Below are 16,082 nucleotides of genomic sequence, written 5' to 3' on the forward strand. Positions count from 1 at the left end.
GGTGCTCCTAAGACGCCGGTCGGATCTGCATCAGCAGGTCCCATTCGATTTCCGACACTCGCCTGCCGCTGGCGGCCATCACGATGTCGCGGGTGTCGCCGTCGAGATACGCGGCCGCCTGTCCGGCAAGCAGGACGCCCCACGCGAGCGTCGACGCCGTCTTCCACCAGCGGAATCGGTTGAGGTCGAAGGCGCCGCCCGCGCGCTCGTAGGCGGTGACGAACGCGGCGCGGTCGACGAGGCCGCCGAACTCGCGGGCATCGTCGCCGAAGCGCCACATACGCAGCGTTGGCCAGGCGAGATCGCGCATGGGATCACCGAACCGTTGCGCGCCTTCCCAATCCAGGACGGCCCGCAATCCGTCCTGCCCGACCACGATATTGCCGACCCGCAGGTCGGTGTGAATGATCGACCTGCGCGTTGGCGGCTCGGGGATCCTTCGCTCGATCCATCGCACGGCATGCCGGAAGACCGGGCGATCCGCCAGCAGCGCGTCGACACCCTCGTGGATCTCGCGCAGCAGCGCCCTGGCGGGGTCGGCATCCGGCTCACCGGGAAGGGTGCTTGGCGCGTGGGCCGGGTCGATGGCATGCAGGCGCGCCATCGCCTCGCCGAGCTGGTTCGCGACGCGCTCGGCGAGGCCCGCGGTGCGGATCACGCGCAGCACCCGGCGCGGAACGGTCTCGCCCTCGACGCGCTCCGAGAGCAGAAAAGGCGCGCCGAGAAAGCGGGAGTCGGCGCAGCAGGCGACAACCCGCGGCGTCGGGATCGAGTGTTGTCTCGCCACTTCGCGCACCGCGGCTTCGGCGTCGACGGGCAACAGCTCGACCGAGGGCGGCACGACGGTCGCCACCAGTTCCAGCACTCGGTCGCCGAGGTCGGCATCGAAGGCGACGTTGCGCCGCCTCGCTCCACTCGAGAGCGCCGTGCTCCACGTGATCTCGACCGGGCGGCCGAACTCCTCGGCGAGGAATCGCGCCAAGCCCTCGCGGTATGGCGCCGTCATTCGCGCTCCCACGAGTCGTACCCGGGCTTGGCGATTGCCAGATCGCGACGGACTACGTCGACGAGCGCTTGCCAGCTGATCGGATCCAGTTCCGCATCCCCGATTTCGTCCGGCGCCGCGGCGATCGTCCGTTCCGGCGGCAAGGCTTCCCACTCACGGCGCAGAATCCGTGCCACGTTCGCGCCAACCCGTGCCGAATGACGCAGGCCCTCGGGCAGTTCGGGCAGCAACGTGTCCTCGAGCAGCTCCGCCAGTGCCGTGAGCAGTTCCGGTGTGGACGGTCGGTACTGCGGCATCCTCGGTCCTTTCGGCGCTCACCACCGATGAGGCGATGAGAGATGCAGGGAGACATACTCTCATCACGAGTCTGCCAGGACAACACCCGTATCGCTCAGGCCCGTCCGAGCCCCTCCGCCACCGAGCGGTACACCGGTGCCCACCCCAGCTCCCGCTTCGCCTTGGTGTTGTCGACGCGCAGGGTGGTGTCGGACATCAAGCACCCCAGGTAGGGCACGGCCAAGCGAAGGAGCCAGGTCGGCACTGCGATAGCACGCGGCGTGCCGTGCGCGGCCGCGACGGTGTCGAGGAATTGCCGCCAGGTGATCGGTTCGTCGTCGACGATGTTGTAGGCCTGGCCCGCCTTTCCGCGCTCCAGCGCGGCGACGGTCGCGGCCGCCGCGTCGGCGACGTGGATCCAGCTGATCACCCCGCCGCCGCCAAGCGGAACCATCGGCACGCGTTTGCGCAGCAGCCCGGCGAACAGGTCGCTGAACGCGGCGGGACCGTAGAAGAGCCCGTAGCGCAACGAGATTCCGTCCAGGTCCGCGGCGAACACCTGCTCTTCGGTGGCGCGGCAGCCCGCGATCACCGGATCGGCGTATCCGCCGTCCTCGATCCCGAACGGGTCGTCCTCGGTGACCCGCCGGTCGCCGTGGTCGACGTACCCGTACCCGGTGATCAGCGATTGGGTGACGAACCGGCCCGCACCGAGCTGTTCCGCGGCCGCGAGCAGATTCGCGGTTCCGGTGCGGCGCAGAGCATTCGTGGGATCGTCGTCGGTCACATTGCGGCCTGCGCTCTTCAACGCGGTCGCTTGGTGCAGCACGGCGTCGGCGGAGCGGCCGCGCAACGCGCGCAGCAGCCCCGCTCGATCCATCACGTCCGCCGTGATCGGCTCGGCGCCGAGTTCGCGAATCGTCTCGTCGCTCTTGGGGTTTCGAGCGACGGCGAGCACCTCGTGACCGCCGTCGACCAGTGCCAGGATGAGCGGCCGCCCGATCGCGCCCGTCGCGCCCGCCAGTAGTACCCGCATCTCGTTCTCCTTCTCGCCCGGTGGCTTTCACCGACTTGGACGAGCGAGCCGAAAACTTTGTGATGGGTTGTGGCGCGAAACACGGTCGGGAGACCGCGCTCCCGGATCAGCCCGCGGAGACCTCGCTGCGGTCACCGCTCCACAGCGTGTGGAACTTGCCCTCGGCGTCGACGCGCTCGTAGGTGTGCGCACCGAAGAAGTCGCGCTGTCCCTGGGTGAGCGCGGCGGGCAGCCGCTCCGCGCGCAGCGCGTCGTAGTACGACAGCGAGGACGCGAAGGCCGGGACCGGAATGCCGAGCAGGGTCGCGGTGGACACCACACGCCGCCAGCTGTCGATGGCCGTCTCGATCGCCTCGCGGAAGTACGGGGCGAGGATGAGGCTCGGCAGCGCGGGATCCTGGTCGTAGGCCTCCTTGATCCGGTTCAGGAACCGGGCACGGATGATGCAGCCGCCGCGCCAGATCGTGGCCAGGTCGCCGGGGTGCAGGTCCCAGTTGTATTCGGCGCTGCCCGCGGCGATCTGATCGAAGCCCTGCGCGTAGGCGACGACCTTCGAGGCGTAGAGCGCCTGGCGGATATCCTCGGTGAATTGCTCGACGTCCGTGGGCTTTTCGGCCAACGTGCCGGAGGCCAGGCCGACCGCGGCCTTGCGCTGCGCGCGGGAACCCGACAGCGCCCTGGCGAACACCGCCTCGGCGATACCGGTCACCGGCACACCGAGATCGAGGGCGGACTTGACCGTCCAGCGGCCGGTGCCCTTCTGCTCGGCGGCGTCCACGATGACATCGACCAGCGGACGACCGGTCTTGGCGTCGACCTGCGCGAGCACCTCGGCGGTGATCTCCACCAGGTAGCTCTCCAGATCACCGGAGTTCCACTGGGTGAACACGTCCGCGATCTGCTTGGCGTCGAAGCCGAGCGCGTCACGGAACAGGTGGTAGGCCTCGCCGATGAGCTGCATGTCGGCGTACTCGATGCCGTTGTGCACCATCTTGACGAAGTGCCCGGAACCGTCGGGTCCGATGTGGGTGCAGCACGGGGTGCCGTCGACCTGCGCGGCGATCGACTCAAGCAGCGGACCGAGCGACTCGTAGGACTCCTTCGGCCCACCAGGCATGATCGCTGGGCCGTTGAGCGCGCCCTCCTCGCCGCCGGAGATGCCAGCGCCGACGAAGTTCAGTCCGCGCTCGCGCATGGCGGCTTCGCGGCGAATGGTGTCGGTGTAGAGCGCGTTGCCGCCGTCGATGATGATGTCGCCCGGCTCCATCGCGGCGGCGAGTTCCTCGATGACGGCGTCGGTCGCGTCGCCCGCCTTGACCATGATCAGCACCCGGCGCGGCTTCTCCAGCGCGGCGACGAACTCCTCGATGGTCTCGGTGCGCACGAAATCGCCGTCGGCGCCGTGCTCGGCGAGCAGCGCGTCGGTCTTGGCGACGGAACGGTTGTGCAACGCGACCGTGTAACCGTGCCTGGCGAAGTTGCGGGCGATGTTGCTGCCCATGACAGCCAGGCCGGTAACACCGATGTGTGCACGCGCTTCAGAGGTCGGCATCGATCAGCTCTCTTCGTTCGTCAGGTCCGGTGGGGTGTGCGAAAACTGGTTCCGCGGCGGCCTCGTCGGCTCCTTCGAACCGCGCGCCACCCTGCGTGCCAAGCTACTGGATGGCCGGTCGGCTGCTCACACCCGCGTCGGCTCGTCCGCGGATTCCGGCCCGCTCGACGAACGCGATCGCACGGCGTTGACGACGCCGAGCAGCAGCCCAAGCCCGAGCAGGATCGCACCGCGCAACCACACCTCCGCGCCGATGCGGGTGAACAAGAACGGACACGACGCCAGACCGAGCAAGGGCACCACCGTCGGCACCTGGAAGTGCTCGGCATCGACCAGCTGCCGGCGCAGGATCAGCACGGCGGCATTGACCGCGGTGAAGACGACGAGCAGCAACAGCACCAACGTCTCGGCCAGCGAGCCGACTTCACCGGTGAGCGCGAGTGCCAGCGCCACGGCGGTGGTGGCGAGAATCGCGACCCACGGCGTGCGGCGGCCGGGCAGCACCCTGGCCAGCGCGGCGGGCAGCAGACCGTCGCGTCCCATGCCGTAGGCCAGCCGCGAGGCCATGATGCCGGTCAGCAGGGCGCCGTTGGCCACCGCGACGAGCGCGATCACCGCGAACAGTCGCTCCGGCACGCCGCCCGCCACCCGGATCACCTCCAGCAGCGGTCCGCTCGATTCGGCGAGCACCTCGGTGGGCACGACGGCCCCCGCGACCGCACCGAGCAGCACGTACACCGCGCCCGCGGTGAGCAGCGCGCCGAACAGCGCCCTCGGATAGGTGCGGCGCGGGTCGCGCACCTCCTCGGCCAGATTCACCGAGGTCTCGAAGCCGACGAACGAGTAGTACGCCAGCACGGCGCCCGCGAGCACCGCACCGACCGGCCCGCGTTCGGCAGTGCCGACCTGGGTGCGCCTGCTCGGGTCGCCCTCGCCGCGCAGCAGTACCCAGGCGCCGAGACCGATGACGAGCAGCAGGCCACCGAGTTCGATCGCGGTGGCGACCACGTTCGCGCCGAGGGACTCCTTGATGCCGCGCAAGTTCAGCGCGGCGAGGGCGAACAGGAAGACCACCACGACGGCGACGGTCGGCAACGTCACCAGCGTGGCGAGGTAGTCCGACGCGAACCCCCTGGCCAACGCGCCGACGGACACGACGCCCGCGGCGAGCATGCAGAACCCGACGAAGGTGCCCGCGGCCGGTCCGAGCGCACGAGTCACGTAGTGCGCCGAGCCGCCCGCCCTCGGGTACTTCGTGGCGAGCTCGGCATAGGAACCGGCGGTGAGACAGGCGAGCACCAAAGCGGTGAGCAGCGGCAGCCAGAGCGCGCCGCCCGACGCCCCCGCGATCTCGCCGACCAACACGTACACCCCCGCGCCGAGCACGTCGCCGAGGATGAAGAAGTACAGCAGGGGCGTGCGGACGACGCGGTTCAGCGCGACGGCCATGGGCGGCTCAGTGCCGGTGCGGCAGCGGAGCTGCCGAGACGACGCGGTTGGCCGCGGCCTTCACCGAATCGGGGAGGACGTGAGTGATCGTCGTCAGCACCTTGGTGCCCAGCGAGGCGGCCGCCACCTTCTCGTCGCCGCGCAGCAGCGCCTCGACGCCTTGGCGCGCCACGTCGGCGGGGTCGTCCTTGGGACCCTTGCCTACGACGGTCTCCAGCATCTTGGCCCTGCGGAAGAAGTCGGTGTCGGTCGGACCCGGCATCAGCGCGGTGACCGTGACGCCGGTGCCGCGCGTCTCTTCGCGCAGCGCCTCGGCGAAGGACTGCACGAACGACTTCGACGCGTTGTACACCGCCTGCTTCGCGCCAGGCATCGTCGCCGCGATCGAGGACGTGAACAGCAGTTTGCCGGTGTCGCGCCGCACCATGTCGCCGAGCACGAGCTTGGCAAGGTGCACCGTCGAGCGCACGTTGAGGGCGATGATGTCGAGTTCGTCGTCGAGGTCGGTCGACACGAAGTCACCGCCGCGGCCGACGCCGGCGTTGAACGCGACCGCGTCGAGCGGCCGTTCGTCCATGGTGGCCGCCGAATAGAGCCGCTCCACACCTTCTGGCGTGCGCAGATCCACCTGCACCGCGCGGACTTCCACGCCGGGACGGCGCACCTGATCGGCGGCGGTCTCGATGGCCGTGTCCTCCGCGGCCACCACCACGTCGTACTCGTGTTCCACGAACTGCTTGGCGAGTTCCAGGCCGATTCCGCTGGAAGCTCCGGTGACAAGGGCGAGGGGACGTGTCTGGGTCATACCGCCCGCCTACCCACGCCGAGCCGGTTGTATCCGCCGCCCCTATCGACCGTCGAGCCAGACCAGGCAGAAGGTGTGCCCGACCGGGTCGGTGTAGACGCGGAACCGGTCGGCGTCGTTGGCCTGCACCAAACGCGCGCCGATGGCCAGCGCCTTGGTTTCGGCGATGTCGATGTCGTCGACCAAGAGGTCGAGGTGGATCTGCTGGGAGGCTTCGGGATCCGGGAAGCGCGGCGGCTTGTAGCGCGGTGCGGTCTGGAACGCCAGGCGCCTGCCGTCGGGATCGACGACGACCACCCACGTGTCGTCCTCGTCGTCCTCGTCGATGATCACCCCGCCGAGCAGCGCGGCGTAGAACCTCGCGAGCTCGCGCGGCTCCGGGCAGTCCAGCACCACGCTGCGCAGCCGTCCGACCGCGCTGGCCGCCGTCACCTCGTCCTCGGTCGCCATCGTGCCGTCCGATCTCATGAGCGCCTCCTCCGCCGGTAAGGGAACGCTTCTCACCTACCCGCCGCGCGCACCGGACAAACCGGCGCCGGCGCGCGAGCGGGGCCCAGGCGAATCGAATCGACTTCTCGGACTTGCGAATTCAGGCGACGACCAGGTCGACGTCGATGTTGCCCCGTGTGGCGTTGGAGTACGGGCAGACCTGGTGCGCCGCGTCGACAAGCGAGCGCGCCACGCCGGACTCGAGGCCGGGCAGGTCGATGGTGAGGGTGACGGCCAGACCGAATCCGTCTCCGTTCGGGCCGATGCCCACCGCGCCGGTCACCGAGGAGTCCGCGATCTTCACCTTCTCGCGGCGGGCGACCAGCTGCAGCGCGCTGTGGAAGCACGCGGCGTATCCGGCGGCGAAGAGCTGCTCGGGGTTGGTACCCGCGCCACCCGCGCCGCCGAGTTCCTTCGGCACGCTCAGTTCGAGGTCGAGCGCCTGGTCGGACGAGCGGACTTGGCCGCCGCGTCCGGCGCCGGTCGCGGTGGCCTGTGCGGTGTAGAGGGTGTTCATGGGGTGCCTTTCTGGAAGTACCTGCCGTGCCCCATGAACAGTAGCGAGCAACTAAGTTGCGCACAACTAATAGCGGAGTGAAAAAGGTCGCACACCGCGGGCGGAGTCGGTTCCGTCCGCGATGCGCGACCCGTCCGGTGCTTAGATCACCGCGTTCATGATCGTTCCCGCGCTCGTGGCGACGGCGCCTCCCGCCATCGCGCCCGCCACCATCTTCGGTGATTGCAAACCGCCGCCGTTCCACTTCTCCCAGGCGAAACGGCCACCGCCGTAGGTGATGGCGGTGATCCCCGACAGCTGGACGAGCCAGGTGAAGTACCGACCCATTTGCATGAGCTTGTCCGCCAGCGGCGGCGCTTCGGGGGTCGGATTACTGACCTGCGCGAGAACTGTGTCGTGTAGCGCGCAGAGGATCGTGCTCACTGTCATGCTCCTTCGCGGATGCTGAGGTGATGCTCGGGATTCGTCTTCACGAGGGCGCGTTACTTCGAAAAACTCGTCGACCCGTTCAATTCAACCTCAGCAAGATCATGTGATGTGGCAGACACACCGAAATCGGCATGACCCGACTCACAGCTGTTCACCCGTGCCACACACGCCCCGCGGTTCTAGGATTCGAAGGGTGCAGGGGGATGGAAGAAGGGCACGGGCGCGACGCGGCGCCGTCCCTCTTTCGAACGCCGACCTCACATCTGTTTCGGGGAGGGCACATGGCTTTTCTGCTTCCACTGCTTTTGCTGATGCTCGTCGTGACCGCGTCCGTCGTCGTCGCCGCCTACGGCACGGTGTTCGCCACCTACTGGTTCGAAATGCGGCACCACCACACCGACCCGCCGGATCTGTCGGCCACGCACTGACCGTTCGAGTTTGAGACCGGGCGGTCCGGCAACTCCGGTCACGGGTGTCGACGACGCCCGTGACCGCGAGCGGAGGTGAGCCGGATGGTGAACGATGTCGAGAAGCGCTGGTCCGATCCGGAGGGACTTCGCCAGGCCATCCGCTACGACCTCGCTGTTCTCGGCACTGCCGCACTTGTCGCCTTGGTCGCCGCGGTCTGGGCCGCCGGGCGGGACGCGTGCCTGTCCGGTCCGCTGCTGTGCGATGCCGCCTCGGGCATCGCGGTGCTGCTCGTCCCCGCCGTCGTCCTGCTGGCGGGCGGGATCGGCGCGTTCGTGATCACCTATCTGCGCTGGCGGCAGGGCCGGGTCTGGCCGATCTGGCAGGGCGCGGGCTGGTTCCTGTTCATGGTGATGCTGGTCTACGTCTCGATCGGCGGGACCGCGATGTCGCGGTGAGACTCAGCGGTTGTAATCCCAGTAGTGCAGCCATTTCACCGTGGCGAACAGCAGCAACGTCATGGCGTAGAGGACGACGACGATGGCGGCGCCGAGCGCGCTCACCCGCCAGCCCGCGCCGTCGACCGGGTCGAGCCAGCGCCGGAAACAGGCCGCCACCGCGGGCGACAGGATCCAGCTCATCAGCGCGACGCTCACGATCTGGCTCAACCACATCGCCAGCCAGGGCGGCGCCCCGATCTCGTCCAGCACCGGGCCGAGGAACCGGGACAGCGTCATCACCGTCGGATACAGCACGAGCAGCACCAGCATCGCGATCTTCCAGGTGGGCGTCACCCGGGTCCGGCCGTCGACGGTGCGGAGCGTGGATCCGAACGGCGTGGTGTGCGCGACGCCCGAGAAATCCTCGGTCAGTTCGGCGCGCAACGCGGGCAGCGCCGCGGCCCGCTGCTCCGAGCGCATCCAGTCCGCCAAATGGCGCGCCGTGCGGAACCGGAGAACCGAGAACCACCGGCCGGTGTCGCCGCGCGAGAACAGCGCGACACCGTCGAATCCGGGGAACTCGGCGCTCAAAGCCGCCAAATTCGCTTCCGCCGCAACGAAATCGGCGACCTTTCCGTTCGCGACACGGTGATCGAACACCCCGATTCCTGGCGGCGGCAACTCCCCCTCGACGATGATCAGATCCGAACTCTTCCGGTGAAATCCGCACGCCTCGCCTTCGGCGAGCAACGCCGTTCTCGCCGCCGAGTCGAGGAATTCGTTCGCCAGCGCCTCGGAGCGGAAAGTCGCGCCGAATCCGGGCTCCAGTGCGGGCTCGTCGTACACCGCGCGGCAGCTCTGCACGAATCCTTCTGCGGTGGAGGCTGTTTCGGACATCCGATCCAGCCAGACCGCGAAAGCCGCGATATCGGAGGGGCGGTGGAAGACGGTGACGGCGGTGGCGTTCATCGGTCGTCGACGCGGCGACCCTGGACGTAGACCTGCGCGACCGCCGCCTCGCCCATTCCCATCAACAGCGCGAACAGCGCCTGATCGCGCGCCAGAACCGGGTCGTCGGATCGGATCCCTTGCGCCAGTGCGCTTTCCAGCGCCGGTTCGCGGGCAGGGTCGACGACGACGAAGTCGGCCTCCTTGCCGAGGTCGAAGTTCCCGAAGCGGTTCTCCATGTCGAGGGCTCGCGCACCGGCCAGCGTTCCGGTGAACAGCATTTCGGCGGGATGCATCGAGACGCCGTCCGCGCCCGGTTCGGAGATGTGCACCTTGAACGCCGCCGCGAGCACCCGCGGAATCGACCATTCGTCGCCGCCGCCGTAGTCGGTGCCCGCGGCGACCGTGACCCCCGAGGCGATCGTCCGCTGCCACGGCATCGTCCCGGAGCCGAGGAACTGCTGGGACACCGGGCAGTGCGCGATCGAACTGCCGGTCTGCGCCAGCCGCCGTAGTTCCGCGTCCTGACAGTGCACGCAGTGCGCCAGGATGCTGCGCTTGCCGAGCATGCTCTTGCCGCCGACCTGCGAGCCGGGCAGGAACTTCCCGTCGTAGGTGTCGAGGTACGAATTCACCTGGTACGCCTGCTTGGTGCTGTCGACCTCGCCCGTGCCGGGGCGGTTGTTCTCGTTCAGGTGGCTGTGGAAATAGACGCCGCGATGTCGCACGGAGTCGTAGAGCTCACCGAGATTGCGCAGCGTCTCGCGGGTCACCGACAGCGAGAAGCGGGGCACGATCGCCACGTGCAGCAAGGCGGTGTCGACGTCGCCGGTGTCGGCCGCGTGCCAGGTGTCGATCTCCGCCTCGGTCAACCGGATCGCCTCGTCCTCGGAGGTGAGCAGCGGCGCGACCGACTCCTCCTCCCCCGTGGTCTGGATGCCGCGGCCGCCGACCATGCGCAGGCCGCGGCGGCGCGTCTCACTGAACAGCGCGTCCTGCGCGTGCGGGAAGGCCGACCCGAACACCATCGCGGCGGTGGTGCCCGCGGCGATCCGCCTGGCACAGAATTCGGCCGCCGCGTGCTTCGCGAACACCGGATCGGCGAGCCGGGATTCCGCCGGATACATACACAGCGTGAGCCATTCGAGCAGCTGTCCGCCGCCGTAGGCGTCACCGGCGAAGGTCTGCGGGAAATGGATGTGGGCGTCGACGAAACCGGGAAGCAAAAAGCCAGGGCGGTGGTCGAATTCGTCCGCATCGCGGAATTCGGCGGGAATCTCGTCGCGGTCGCCGCAGTAGGTGATCCGGCCGTCATCGCCGACGACCAACGCGCCGTCCGGCACGGAGACGAGCGCGTCCGCCGCGTTCTGGACGGTGGGGCGTCCGGCGACGTGGAAGATGTGCCCCAAGTGCACTCGGCTCACGAGTCGAGCACAGCACAGCGGGCGGCATCACATCGGCGATTGCCGGAAAAGGCGCGTCTACCTGCGACTCCTGCACCGATCACCGCCCAATACGTCGGCTCCGCGAATGCCCGGCCACCTCGTGCCATACTCGATAGGCATGACCGCAGAAAACGCTCGTGCCGGATCTGCAGTTCCCGACGCATCGGCCGTCTCCGCCGCGCTGCAGATCGCTCGCCGCGCTCCCTCCCTGCACAACTCTCAGCCCTGGCGCCTGGTCTTCGACGGCAAGCGGCTGCACCTGCACAGCGACCCCGACCGGTCGCTGCCGATGGCCGACCCGGACGGTCGCCAGCAGGTGATCAGCTGCGGCGCCATGCTGCACCACACCAGGACCGCCTTCGCCGCGAACGGCTGGCACACCGATGTCGTCCGCCTGCCCGATCCGGCGCGGCCGCGCTATCTGGCCGCGCTGGCCTTCCGGCCTTGGCCCGACCCGCCGGAACGCATCCGCACGCAGGCCAAGGTCATCTTGCGCAGGTACTCCGACCGGCTCCCGATGGACGAACCCGAGGGCTGGGACGCGCTGCTGCCCGGCGTGACCGAAGTGGCACGGGCGTGCGAGGTCACCCTCGACGATCTGCCCGACTCGGTGCGCGAGCGGCTCGCCGCCGCCTCCGACCAGGCCGAGGCGCTGCGCCGCTACGACAAGCCGTATCAGAGCGAATTGCGCTGGTGGACCGGACATTTCGATCTGTCCGAGGGGATCCCGCCGACCGCGCTCGCGACGGCGGCCGAGGCCGGTCGCGTGCCCGTGCGCCGCGACTTCCCCACCGCGTCGGGAACCACCCGGCGGGCGACGCCCGAGGATCGAGCCCGGCTGCTGGCGCTGAGCTCGGCCGAAGACTCGACCGCGCAGTGGTTGCGGACCGGCGAGGCGCTGTCGGCGGTGCTGCTGGAATGCACCGGCGCCGGACTCTCGACCTGCCCGCTCACCCACATCACCGAACTGCCCGCCGCGCGCCGGGTGATCGCTGGACTGCTGCCCCACCACCTGCGACCCCAGGTCGTCGTCCGGGTGGGCACCGCGCCGGATCCTGATCCCCTGCCGCCGACACCGCGTCTGCCGATCGAGGACATCCTGACCGTCACCACCCCGTAAGTTTCCGCGCGGACCCCCGCGAATCGGACGAAGCGGACGAGATCGCGAGGTCCGCTAACGACCGAGCGTGGATCGCCGATGGACCTCGTGTCGATGACGACACCGGCACCGGCGGCCCAGTGCCGCGCGTGCCGTCGCTTTCTCCGGCCGTGCGCAGGCCGGGGACGGACCTGGTCTCGTGCCGCCCGTAGGCTGTCTTCGCACGTCAGCGCCGGGCGCGTCGCGATCCCGGTCCGCCATCCGGTACCCATCTGTCAGGGAGTTCACTTGGCTCGGCAACGTCGCACCACCCGCCCGTCCGCGTCCCGCCGCGGCGCCCTCGTCACCACCGCGCTGGCCGTCGCGCTCACCGCGGGCATCGGCACAGCCGCAGCGCGTCCCGTCGGCGCCTTCGACGTCGGAGGCGCCATCGAGGTCGAATACGACCGAGCGGGCGGACCCGCCGTCTTGGGCGATCCCGTCACCCCCGAACTCGACGCCGGCCGCGGCGGCCGCTACCAGGCCTTCGAACGCAATGCCGCCATCTACTGGCACCCCGAGGTCGGCGCGCACCAAGTCGGCGGCTCGATCCGCGCCAAGTGGGGCGCGCTCGGCTGGGAGAACGGCACGCTCGGCTACCCGGTCACCGGTGAGCTCGCCACGCCCGGCGGGCAGGGCCGCTTCAACCACTTCCAGGGCGGATCCATCTACTGGTCGCTCGGCACCGACTCCCACCAGGTCGGCGGGGCCATCCGCGACAGATGGGGCGCGCTCGGCTGGGAAGGCGGCGCGCTCGGCTTCCCGATCACCGACGAAGCCACCTCCGCGGGCAACGGCCGCTACAACCTCTTCACCGGCGGCGCCGTCTACTGGTCCCCGCGCACCGGCGCCCACGCCGTCTGGGGCGCCATCCGCGACGACTGGGTCCGCGCGGGCGCCGAGAACGGCCGCTACGGCTACCCCACCGGCGAGGAATACGACTACGAAGGCGGCAAAGCCCAAGACTTCCAAGGCGGCCGCATCACCTGGCTACCCTGACCCGCGCCCCGACGAATTACCGGCAACAGAGTTTCGGCAGATAACGGATCAGGGGTCCATGCCGCCATGTTCGTGCGGTGTCGACTCGTCGGTCTCGAGTTCTTCGCCAGCGGTCCGCGCGCTGATGAACCGCTACGCCCCGCGAACTCGAGTGCGAACCGGTCGTGACACAGGAGGGGGCGGCGATTGTGGATCGGCCAGCCCGCTCGTTCGCGAGTTGGGTGTCCGATCACCGAAGCGAATAGTCGTAGTCGGCAATCCAAATCGACTGCGCACCAGTTGCTTCGGCGCGCGGTTCGGGAATCGGGACGACAGGGAATCGCCGACGCGGGTAGAAAGGACACGGACCCACACTTGCGAGGAGGCGGCGATGGCATCCCCCGTCGAGCTCGGCGACGAAGCCGCCATCCGGCTGGTGATCGATCGCTGGGCGCAGGCCTTCCACGACAAGGACGTCGACGCGGTCGTGGCGCTGCACGATCCCGATACGGTCTCGTTCGACATCGTCCCACCGCTGCGGTACGTCGGTATGTCCGAGTACCGCAAGCCGTGGGACGAGACGTTCGCGAATTTCGGCGGTCCGATCGAGATGGAGATCCGCGATCTCGTGATCACCGTCGGCGGGGATGTCGCGTTCAGCTACAGCCTCAACCGCATGATCGGCGTGCTGAACGACGGCACCGAACTCGACTATTGGATGCGGTGGACCGTCTGCTACCGCAGGATCGACGGGCGATGGCTGATCGTCCACGATCACTCCGCTGCGCCGACGGATTTCGCTACCGGTGGCGCGGCCCTCGACTTGCAGCCGTAGAGACTTCGACAGATAGCCGACCGGCTGCGAGCATCGAAGCCGCCGGGCTCGAGCGCGCCGCGGGATTCTAGGGACGCCTGGGCGGTTGGGTGATAAATCCGGCGGAGGACCCTACGTGCAGCAGTTCGGGTCCAGCACGACGCACAGCGCCGAGAGCGCCTCGCGGCGCGCCCGGTGGTAGATGTTCATGCCGCGGCGTTCGGACTCGACGAGACCCGCCTTCTTCAGCTGGCCGAGGTGGTGGCTGACGGTGGATTCGGCGAGGCCGACGGCGGCGGCGAGGTCGCCGGTGTTCTGCTCGCCCGCCGCGGTGGTCAGCAGCAGCGACATCAGCTTGACCCGCACCGGGTCAGCGATGGCTTTGAGCCGCAGGGCAACTTCCAGCGCGGCGTCGTCGTCGATCGGGCCCGCGGCGACCGGGGCGCAGCAGACGGGAGCGGACATATCGATCACAGGCAGAGCCTTCGGCATGCCGCCGATCCTACGCACCTTGTTGACATATGTCGAAAAGGAGACGAGACTTCAGGTCGAAAGTTCTTCGATATATGTCTCACAAGTGGAGGTATCCGCCATGTCTCGCATCCAACTCGCCCTCAATGTCGACGATCTCGATCGGGCGGTGACGTTCTACTCGACCCTGTTCGCCACCGAACCCGCCAAGCGCAAGCCCGGGTACGCGAACTTCGCCATCGCGGAGCCGCCGCTGAAATTGGTCCTCCTGGAGAACCCCGGCCACGGCGGCAGCGTCAACCACCTCGGCGTCGAGGTGGAATCCTCCGAGCAGGTGCACGCCGAGATCGCGCGGCTCTCGGGCGCGGGCGTGTTCACCGAGGAGGAGATGGCGACGACGTGTTGTTTCGCCACCCAGGACAAGGTCTGGGTGACCGCACCGGACGCCGAGCGGTGGGAGGTCTACACGGTGCTCGCGGACAGCGAAACCTTCGGCGCCGCACCGCGATCCGAGACCGACGAACCGTGCTGCGGCACCGTCGAGGAGGCCGTCGCCGATGGCGCGTGCTGCGGCACGTCCGCCAAGCGGGACGCCGTCGCCTCGGGCGCCGCCTGCTGCGGATGACCCTACAAATTCCCGGATTCCGGTCTCCCCTCAACGTCGGCCGGAATCCGGGCGTATCCGCGAACCGTGTTCCGGCTCAGTGGGCGAGAACGCCGCTCAACTCGTTCGGGCTGTCCGGCAGGGTGACCGACGCCGTGACCGCGCCCGCGGCGAGGTCGACGCGATGCACCTTCTTGGTGGCCGGGTCCGAGACGTAGGCGACGCCGCCGCGGACGAACAGCGCAGGGCGGGCCTGCTGCCACTTCAACGGTTCCTGCCACGAGTCGATGACCGGGATGGTCCGGGTGACCGTGCCGGCGACCGGATCGATGACGTGGATGCGACCGTCGGTGCCGAGGACCAGCGCCTCGCCCTGCGGGCCGCGGCCGAGCGAACGGAACGTGTAGCTGGTGCCGATATCGACGAGGCGCAGCGTTCCGGTGACCGTGTCGATCAGCGAGACCTGCTGCGGCCGTTCGAGTTCCGCGTCCTTGTCCTTCTTGTAGTCGCCGAGCACAATGGTCGATTCCTCGCTGCCCGCCTGGTTGCCGATGCGGCCGTAGGGCGTCGGGCTCGTCACCTTGGTGATGACGCCGCCTCGGTAGACCAGCGCGCCGGTCTGGCAGCCGACGACCACGGTGTCGCCCTCGGCGGTAGCCTCGCCGTGCACGCCGGGGCAGTCCTCGTTGCGGGCGATCTCCTTGCGCTGAGCGTCGAGCACCGCGATACCGGTGCGTTTCTCCTCGGTGCCGAGCGTGACGACCAGTGATCCGTCGGCCAGCTCGATGGCGACGCCGTGGTGCGGCGCGGCCGACTTGTACGCTTCGGTGGCTGGCTTTCCGTCGGCCAGCCGCACCGGATCGAACGACGTCACTTCGCCGGTACCGTCGGCGAACAGCACCGTCCGTCCGGCGTGCTGGACCACGTGACCCGGTTTGGCTCCGGGGAATTCGATATCGGTGAACTCGGCCGCGACGGCGTCGTAGACCCGGAACGAGTCCTTGTGCGACACCATCAGATGCCGGTCGTCGCCCGCCGGGTTGAGGCGGTTGAAGCCCTCTAGCGCTGTGCTGCCGTGTAATTCGAGCGTCGTGCCGTCGAGCACGTGGATGCCGCCGTCGTAGGTGACCGCGATGGGCTCGGCGATCCGCTTGCCCGCGGGCTCGGCCTCGTCCGAGCCGCATCCGGCCAGCGCGAGCGCCGCGGTGAGCAGACCCGACAGCGCGAGCGCGGTGCCGTTCTGTGGCCGAAAGTGCATGTGGTGCTCCTATTTTCGT

Annotated in this window: 19 protein-coding genes; 6 read left to right on the forward strand and 13 right to left on the reverse strand. The window is 68.8% G+C overall.

Going from position 1 to position 16,082, the window contains the following annotated elements:
• Positions 1-7: 7 nt before the first annotated feature.
• The 9 genes from NAM01S_RS03150 to NAM01S_RS03190 form a co-directional block, all read right to left on the reverse strand.
• Positions 8-1,006, reverse strand: coding sequence for a phosphotransferase family protein (locus NAM01S_RS03150; RefSeq protein ID WP_067778852.1), 999 nt, complete (start codon positions 1,004-1,006; stop codon positions 8-10).
• The gene (locus NAM01S_RS03155; protein WP_067778855.1) at positions 1,003-1,302 is read right to left on the reverse strand and encodes a hypothetical protein; all 300 of its coding nucleotides are present in this window, start codon (positions 1,300-1,302) and stop codon (positions 1,003-1,005) included. Before NAM01S_RS03155 ends, NAM01S_RS03150 begins: the two co-directional genes overlap by 4 nt.
• A gap of 95 nt (positions 1,303-1,397) precedes the next feature.
• On the reverse strand, positions 1,398-2,318 hold the full coding sequence (locus NAM01S_RS03160) for an NAD-dependent epimerase/dehydratase family protein (protein WP_067778857.1): 921 nt from the start codon (positions 2,316-2,318) through the stop codon (positions 1,398-1,400).
• Positions 2,319-2,424: 106 nt separating this feature from the next.
• Positions 2,425-3,870, reverse strand: coding sequence for an NADP-dependent phosphogluconate dehydrogenase (gnd, locus tag NAM01S_RS03165; protein WP_067778860.1), 1,446 nt, complete (start codon positions 3,868-3,870; stop codon positions 2,425-2,427).
• A gap of 126 nt (positions 3,871-3,996) precedes the next feature.
• Complete coding sequence (locus tag NAM01S_RS03170) at positions 3,997-5,319, reverse strand: APC family permease (RefSeq protein ID WP_067778863.1); 1,323 nt, start codon at positions 5,317-5,319, stop codon at positions 3,997-3,999.
• 7 nt (positions 5,320-5,326) lie between these two features.
• Positions 5,327-6,124: an SDR family NAD(P)-dependent oxidoreductase gene (locus NAM01S_RS03175; protein WP_067778865.1), complete on the reverse strand. Its 798-nt coding sequence runs from the start codon at positions 6,122-6,124 to the stop codon at positions 5,327-5,329.
• Positions 6,125-6,166: 42 nt separating this feature from the next.
• On the reverse strand, positions 6,167-6,592 hold the full coding sequence (locus tag NAM01S_RS03180; protein ID WP_253798144.1) for a VOC family protein: 426 nt from the start codon (positions 6,590-6,592) through the stop codon (positions 6,167-6,169).
• Between the two features lie 121 nt (positions 6,593-6,713).
• On the reverse strand, positions 6,714-7,130 hold the full coding sequence (locus NAM01S_RS03185; protein WP_067778871.1) for an organic hydroperoxide resistance protein: 417 nt from the start codon (positions 7,128-7,130) through the stop codon (positions 6,714-6,716).
• A gap of 141 nt (positions 7,131-7,271) precedes the next feature.
• Positions 7,272-7,553, reverse strand: coding sequence for a hypothetical protein (locus tag NAM01S_RS03190; RefSeq protein ID WP_067779065.1), 282 nt, complete (start codon positions 7,551-7,553; stop codon positions 7,272-7,274).
• A gap of 287 nt (positions 7,554-7,840) precedes the next feature.
• Here NAM01S_RS03190 and NAM01S_RS34710 point away from each other — a divergent pair, with 287 nt between their 5' ends.
• Positions 7,841-7,987 carry a hypothetical protein gene (locus NAM01S_RS34710; protein WP_157107574.1) on the forward strand — a complete coding sequence of 49 codons (147 nt, stop codon included), beginning with the start codon at positions 7,841-7,843 and terminating at the stop codon, positions 7,985-7,987.
• Between the two features lie 84 nt (positions 7,988-8,071).
• The gene (locus NAM01S_RS03195) at positions 8,072-8,425 is read left to right on the forward strand and encodes a hypothetical protein (RefSeq protein WP_067778874.1); all 354 of its coding nucleotides are present in this window, start codon (positions 8,072-8,074) and stop codon (positions 8,423-8,425) included.
• Between the two features lie 3 nt (positions 8,426-8,428).
• On the opposite strand, the gene NAM01S_RS03200 is transcribed toward NAM01S_RS03195, so the two are convergent.
• Both NAM01S_RS03200 and NAM01S_RS03205 read right to left on the reverse strand, forming a co-directional pair.
• Entirely contained in the window at positions 8,429-9,376 is a 948-nt protein-coding gene (locus NAM01S_RS03200; RefSeq protein WP_067778877.1) for an antibiotic biosynthesis monooxygenase, read from the reverse strand.
• The gene (locus NAM01S_RS03205; RefSeq protein WP_067778880.1) at positions 9,373-10,779 is read right to left on the reverse strand and encodes an amidohydrolase family protein; all 1,407 of its coding nucleotides are present in this window, start codon (positions 10,777-10,779) and stop codon (positions 9,373-9,375) included. The genes NAM01S_RS03200 and NAM01S_RS03205 overlap by 4 nt, the downstream gene beginning before the upstream one ends.
• Positions 10,780-10,918: 139 nt before the next feature.
• Here NAM01S_RS03205 and NAM01S_RS03210 point away from each other — a divergent pair, with 139 nt between their 5' ends.
• The 3 genes from NAM01S_RS03210 to NAM01S_RS03220 all read left to right on the forward strand — a co-directional run bounded on the left by NAM01S_RS03210 (position 10,919) and on the right by NAM01S_RS03220 (position 13,751).
• Positions 10,919-11,920: an Acg family FMN-binding oxidoreductase gene (locus NAM01S_RS03210; RefSeq protein WP_067778883.1), complete on the forward strand. Its 1,002-nt coding sequence runs from the start codon at positions 10,919-10,921 to the stop codon at positions 11,918-11,920.
• Between the two features lie 267 nt (positions 11,921-12,187).
• Positions 12,188-12,937: an LGFP repeat-containing protein gene (locus NAM01S_RS03215; RefSeq protein WP_067778886.1), complete on the forward strand. Its 750-nt coding sequence runs from the start codon at positions 12,188-12,190 to the stop codon at positions 12,935-12,937.
• A 370-nt stretch (positions 12,938-13,307) separates the two neighbouring features.
• A complete protein-coding gene (locus NAM01S_RS03220) occupies positions 13,308-13,751 on the forward strand; it encodes a YybH family protein (protein WP_067778889.1) in 444 nt (147 codons plus the stop codon).
• A 111-nt stretch (positions 13,752-13,862) separates the two neighbouring features.
• On the opposite strand, the gene NAM01S_RS03225 is transcribed toward NAM01S_RS03220, so the two are convergent.
• A complete protein-coding gene (locus NAM01S_RS03225; RefSeq protein WP_067778892.1) occupies positions 13,863-14,222 on the reverse strand; it encodes an Rv2640c family ArsR-like transcriptional regulator in 360 nt (119 codons plus the stop codon).
• 100 nt (positions 14,223-14,322) lie between these two features.
• On the opposite strand from NAM01S_RS03225, the gene NAM01S_RS03230 reads away from it, so the two are divergent.
• Positions 14,323-14,826, forward strand: coding sequence for an ArsI/CadI family heavy metal resistance metalloenzyme (locus NAM01S_RS03230; RefSeq protein ID WP_067778895.1), 504 nt, complete (start codon positions 14,323-14,325; stop codon positions 14,824-14,826).
• A 76-nt stretch (positions 14,827-14,902) separates the two neighbouring features.
• Here the strand turns inward: NAM01S_RS03230 and aztD are convergent, their stop codons facing one another.
• Positions 14,903-16,063, reverse strand: coding sequence for a zinc metallochaperone AztD (gene aztD / locus NAM01S_RS03235; RefSeq protein ID WP_067778898.1), 1,161 nt, complete (start codon positions 16,061-16,063; stop codon positions 14,903-14,905).
• Between the last annotated feature and the right edge of the window lie 19 nt (positions 16,064-16,082).

It is taken from the genome of Nocardia amikacinitolerans NBRC 108937 (genome assembly GCF_001612615.1).
Lineage (GTDB): Bacteria > Actinomycetota > Actinomycetes > Mycobacteriales > Mycobacteriaceae > Nocardia > Nocardia amikacinitolerans.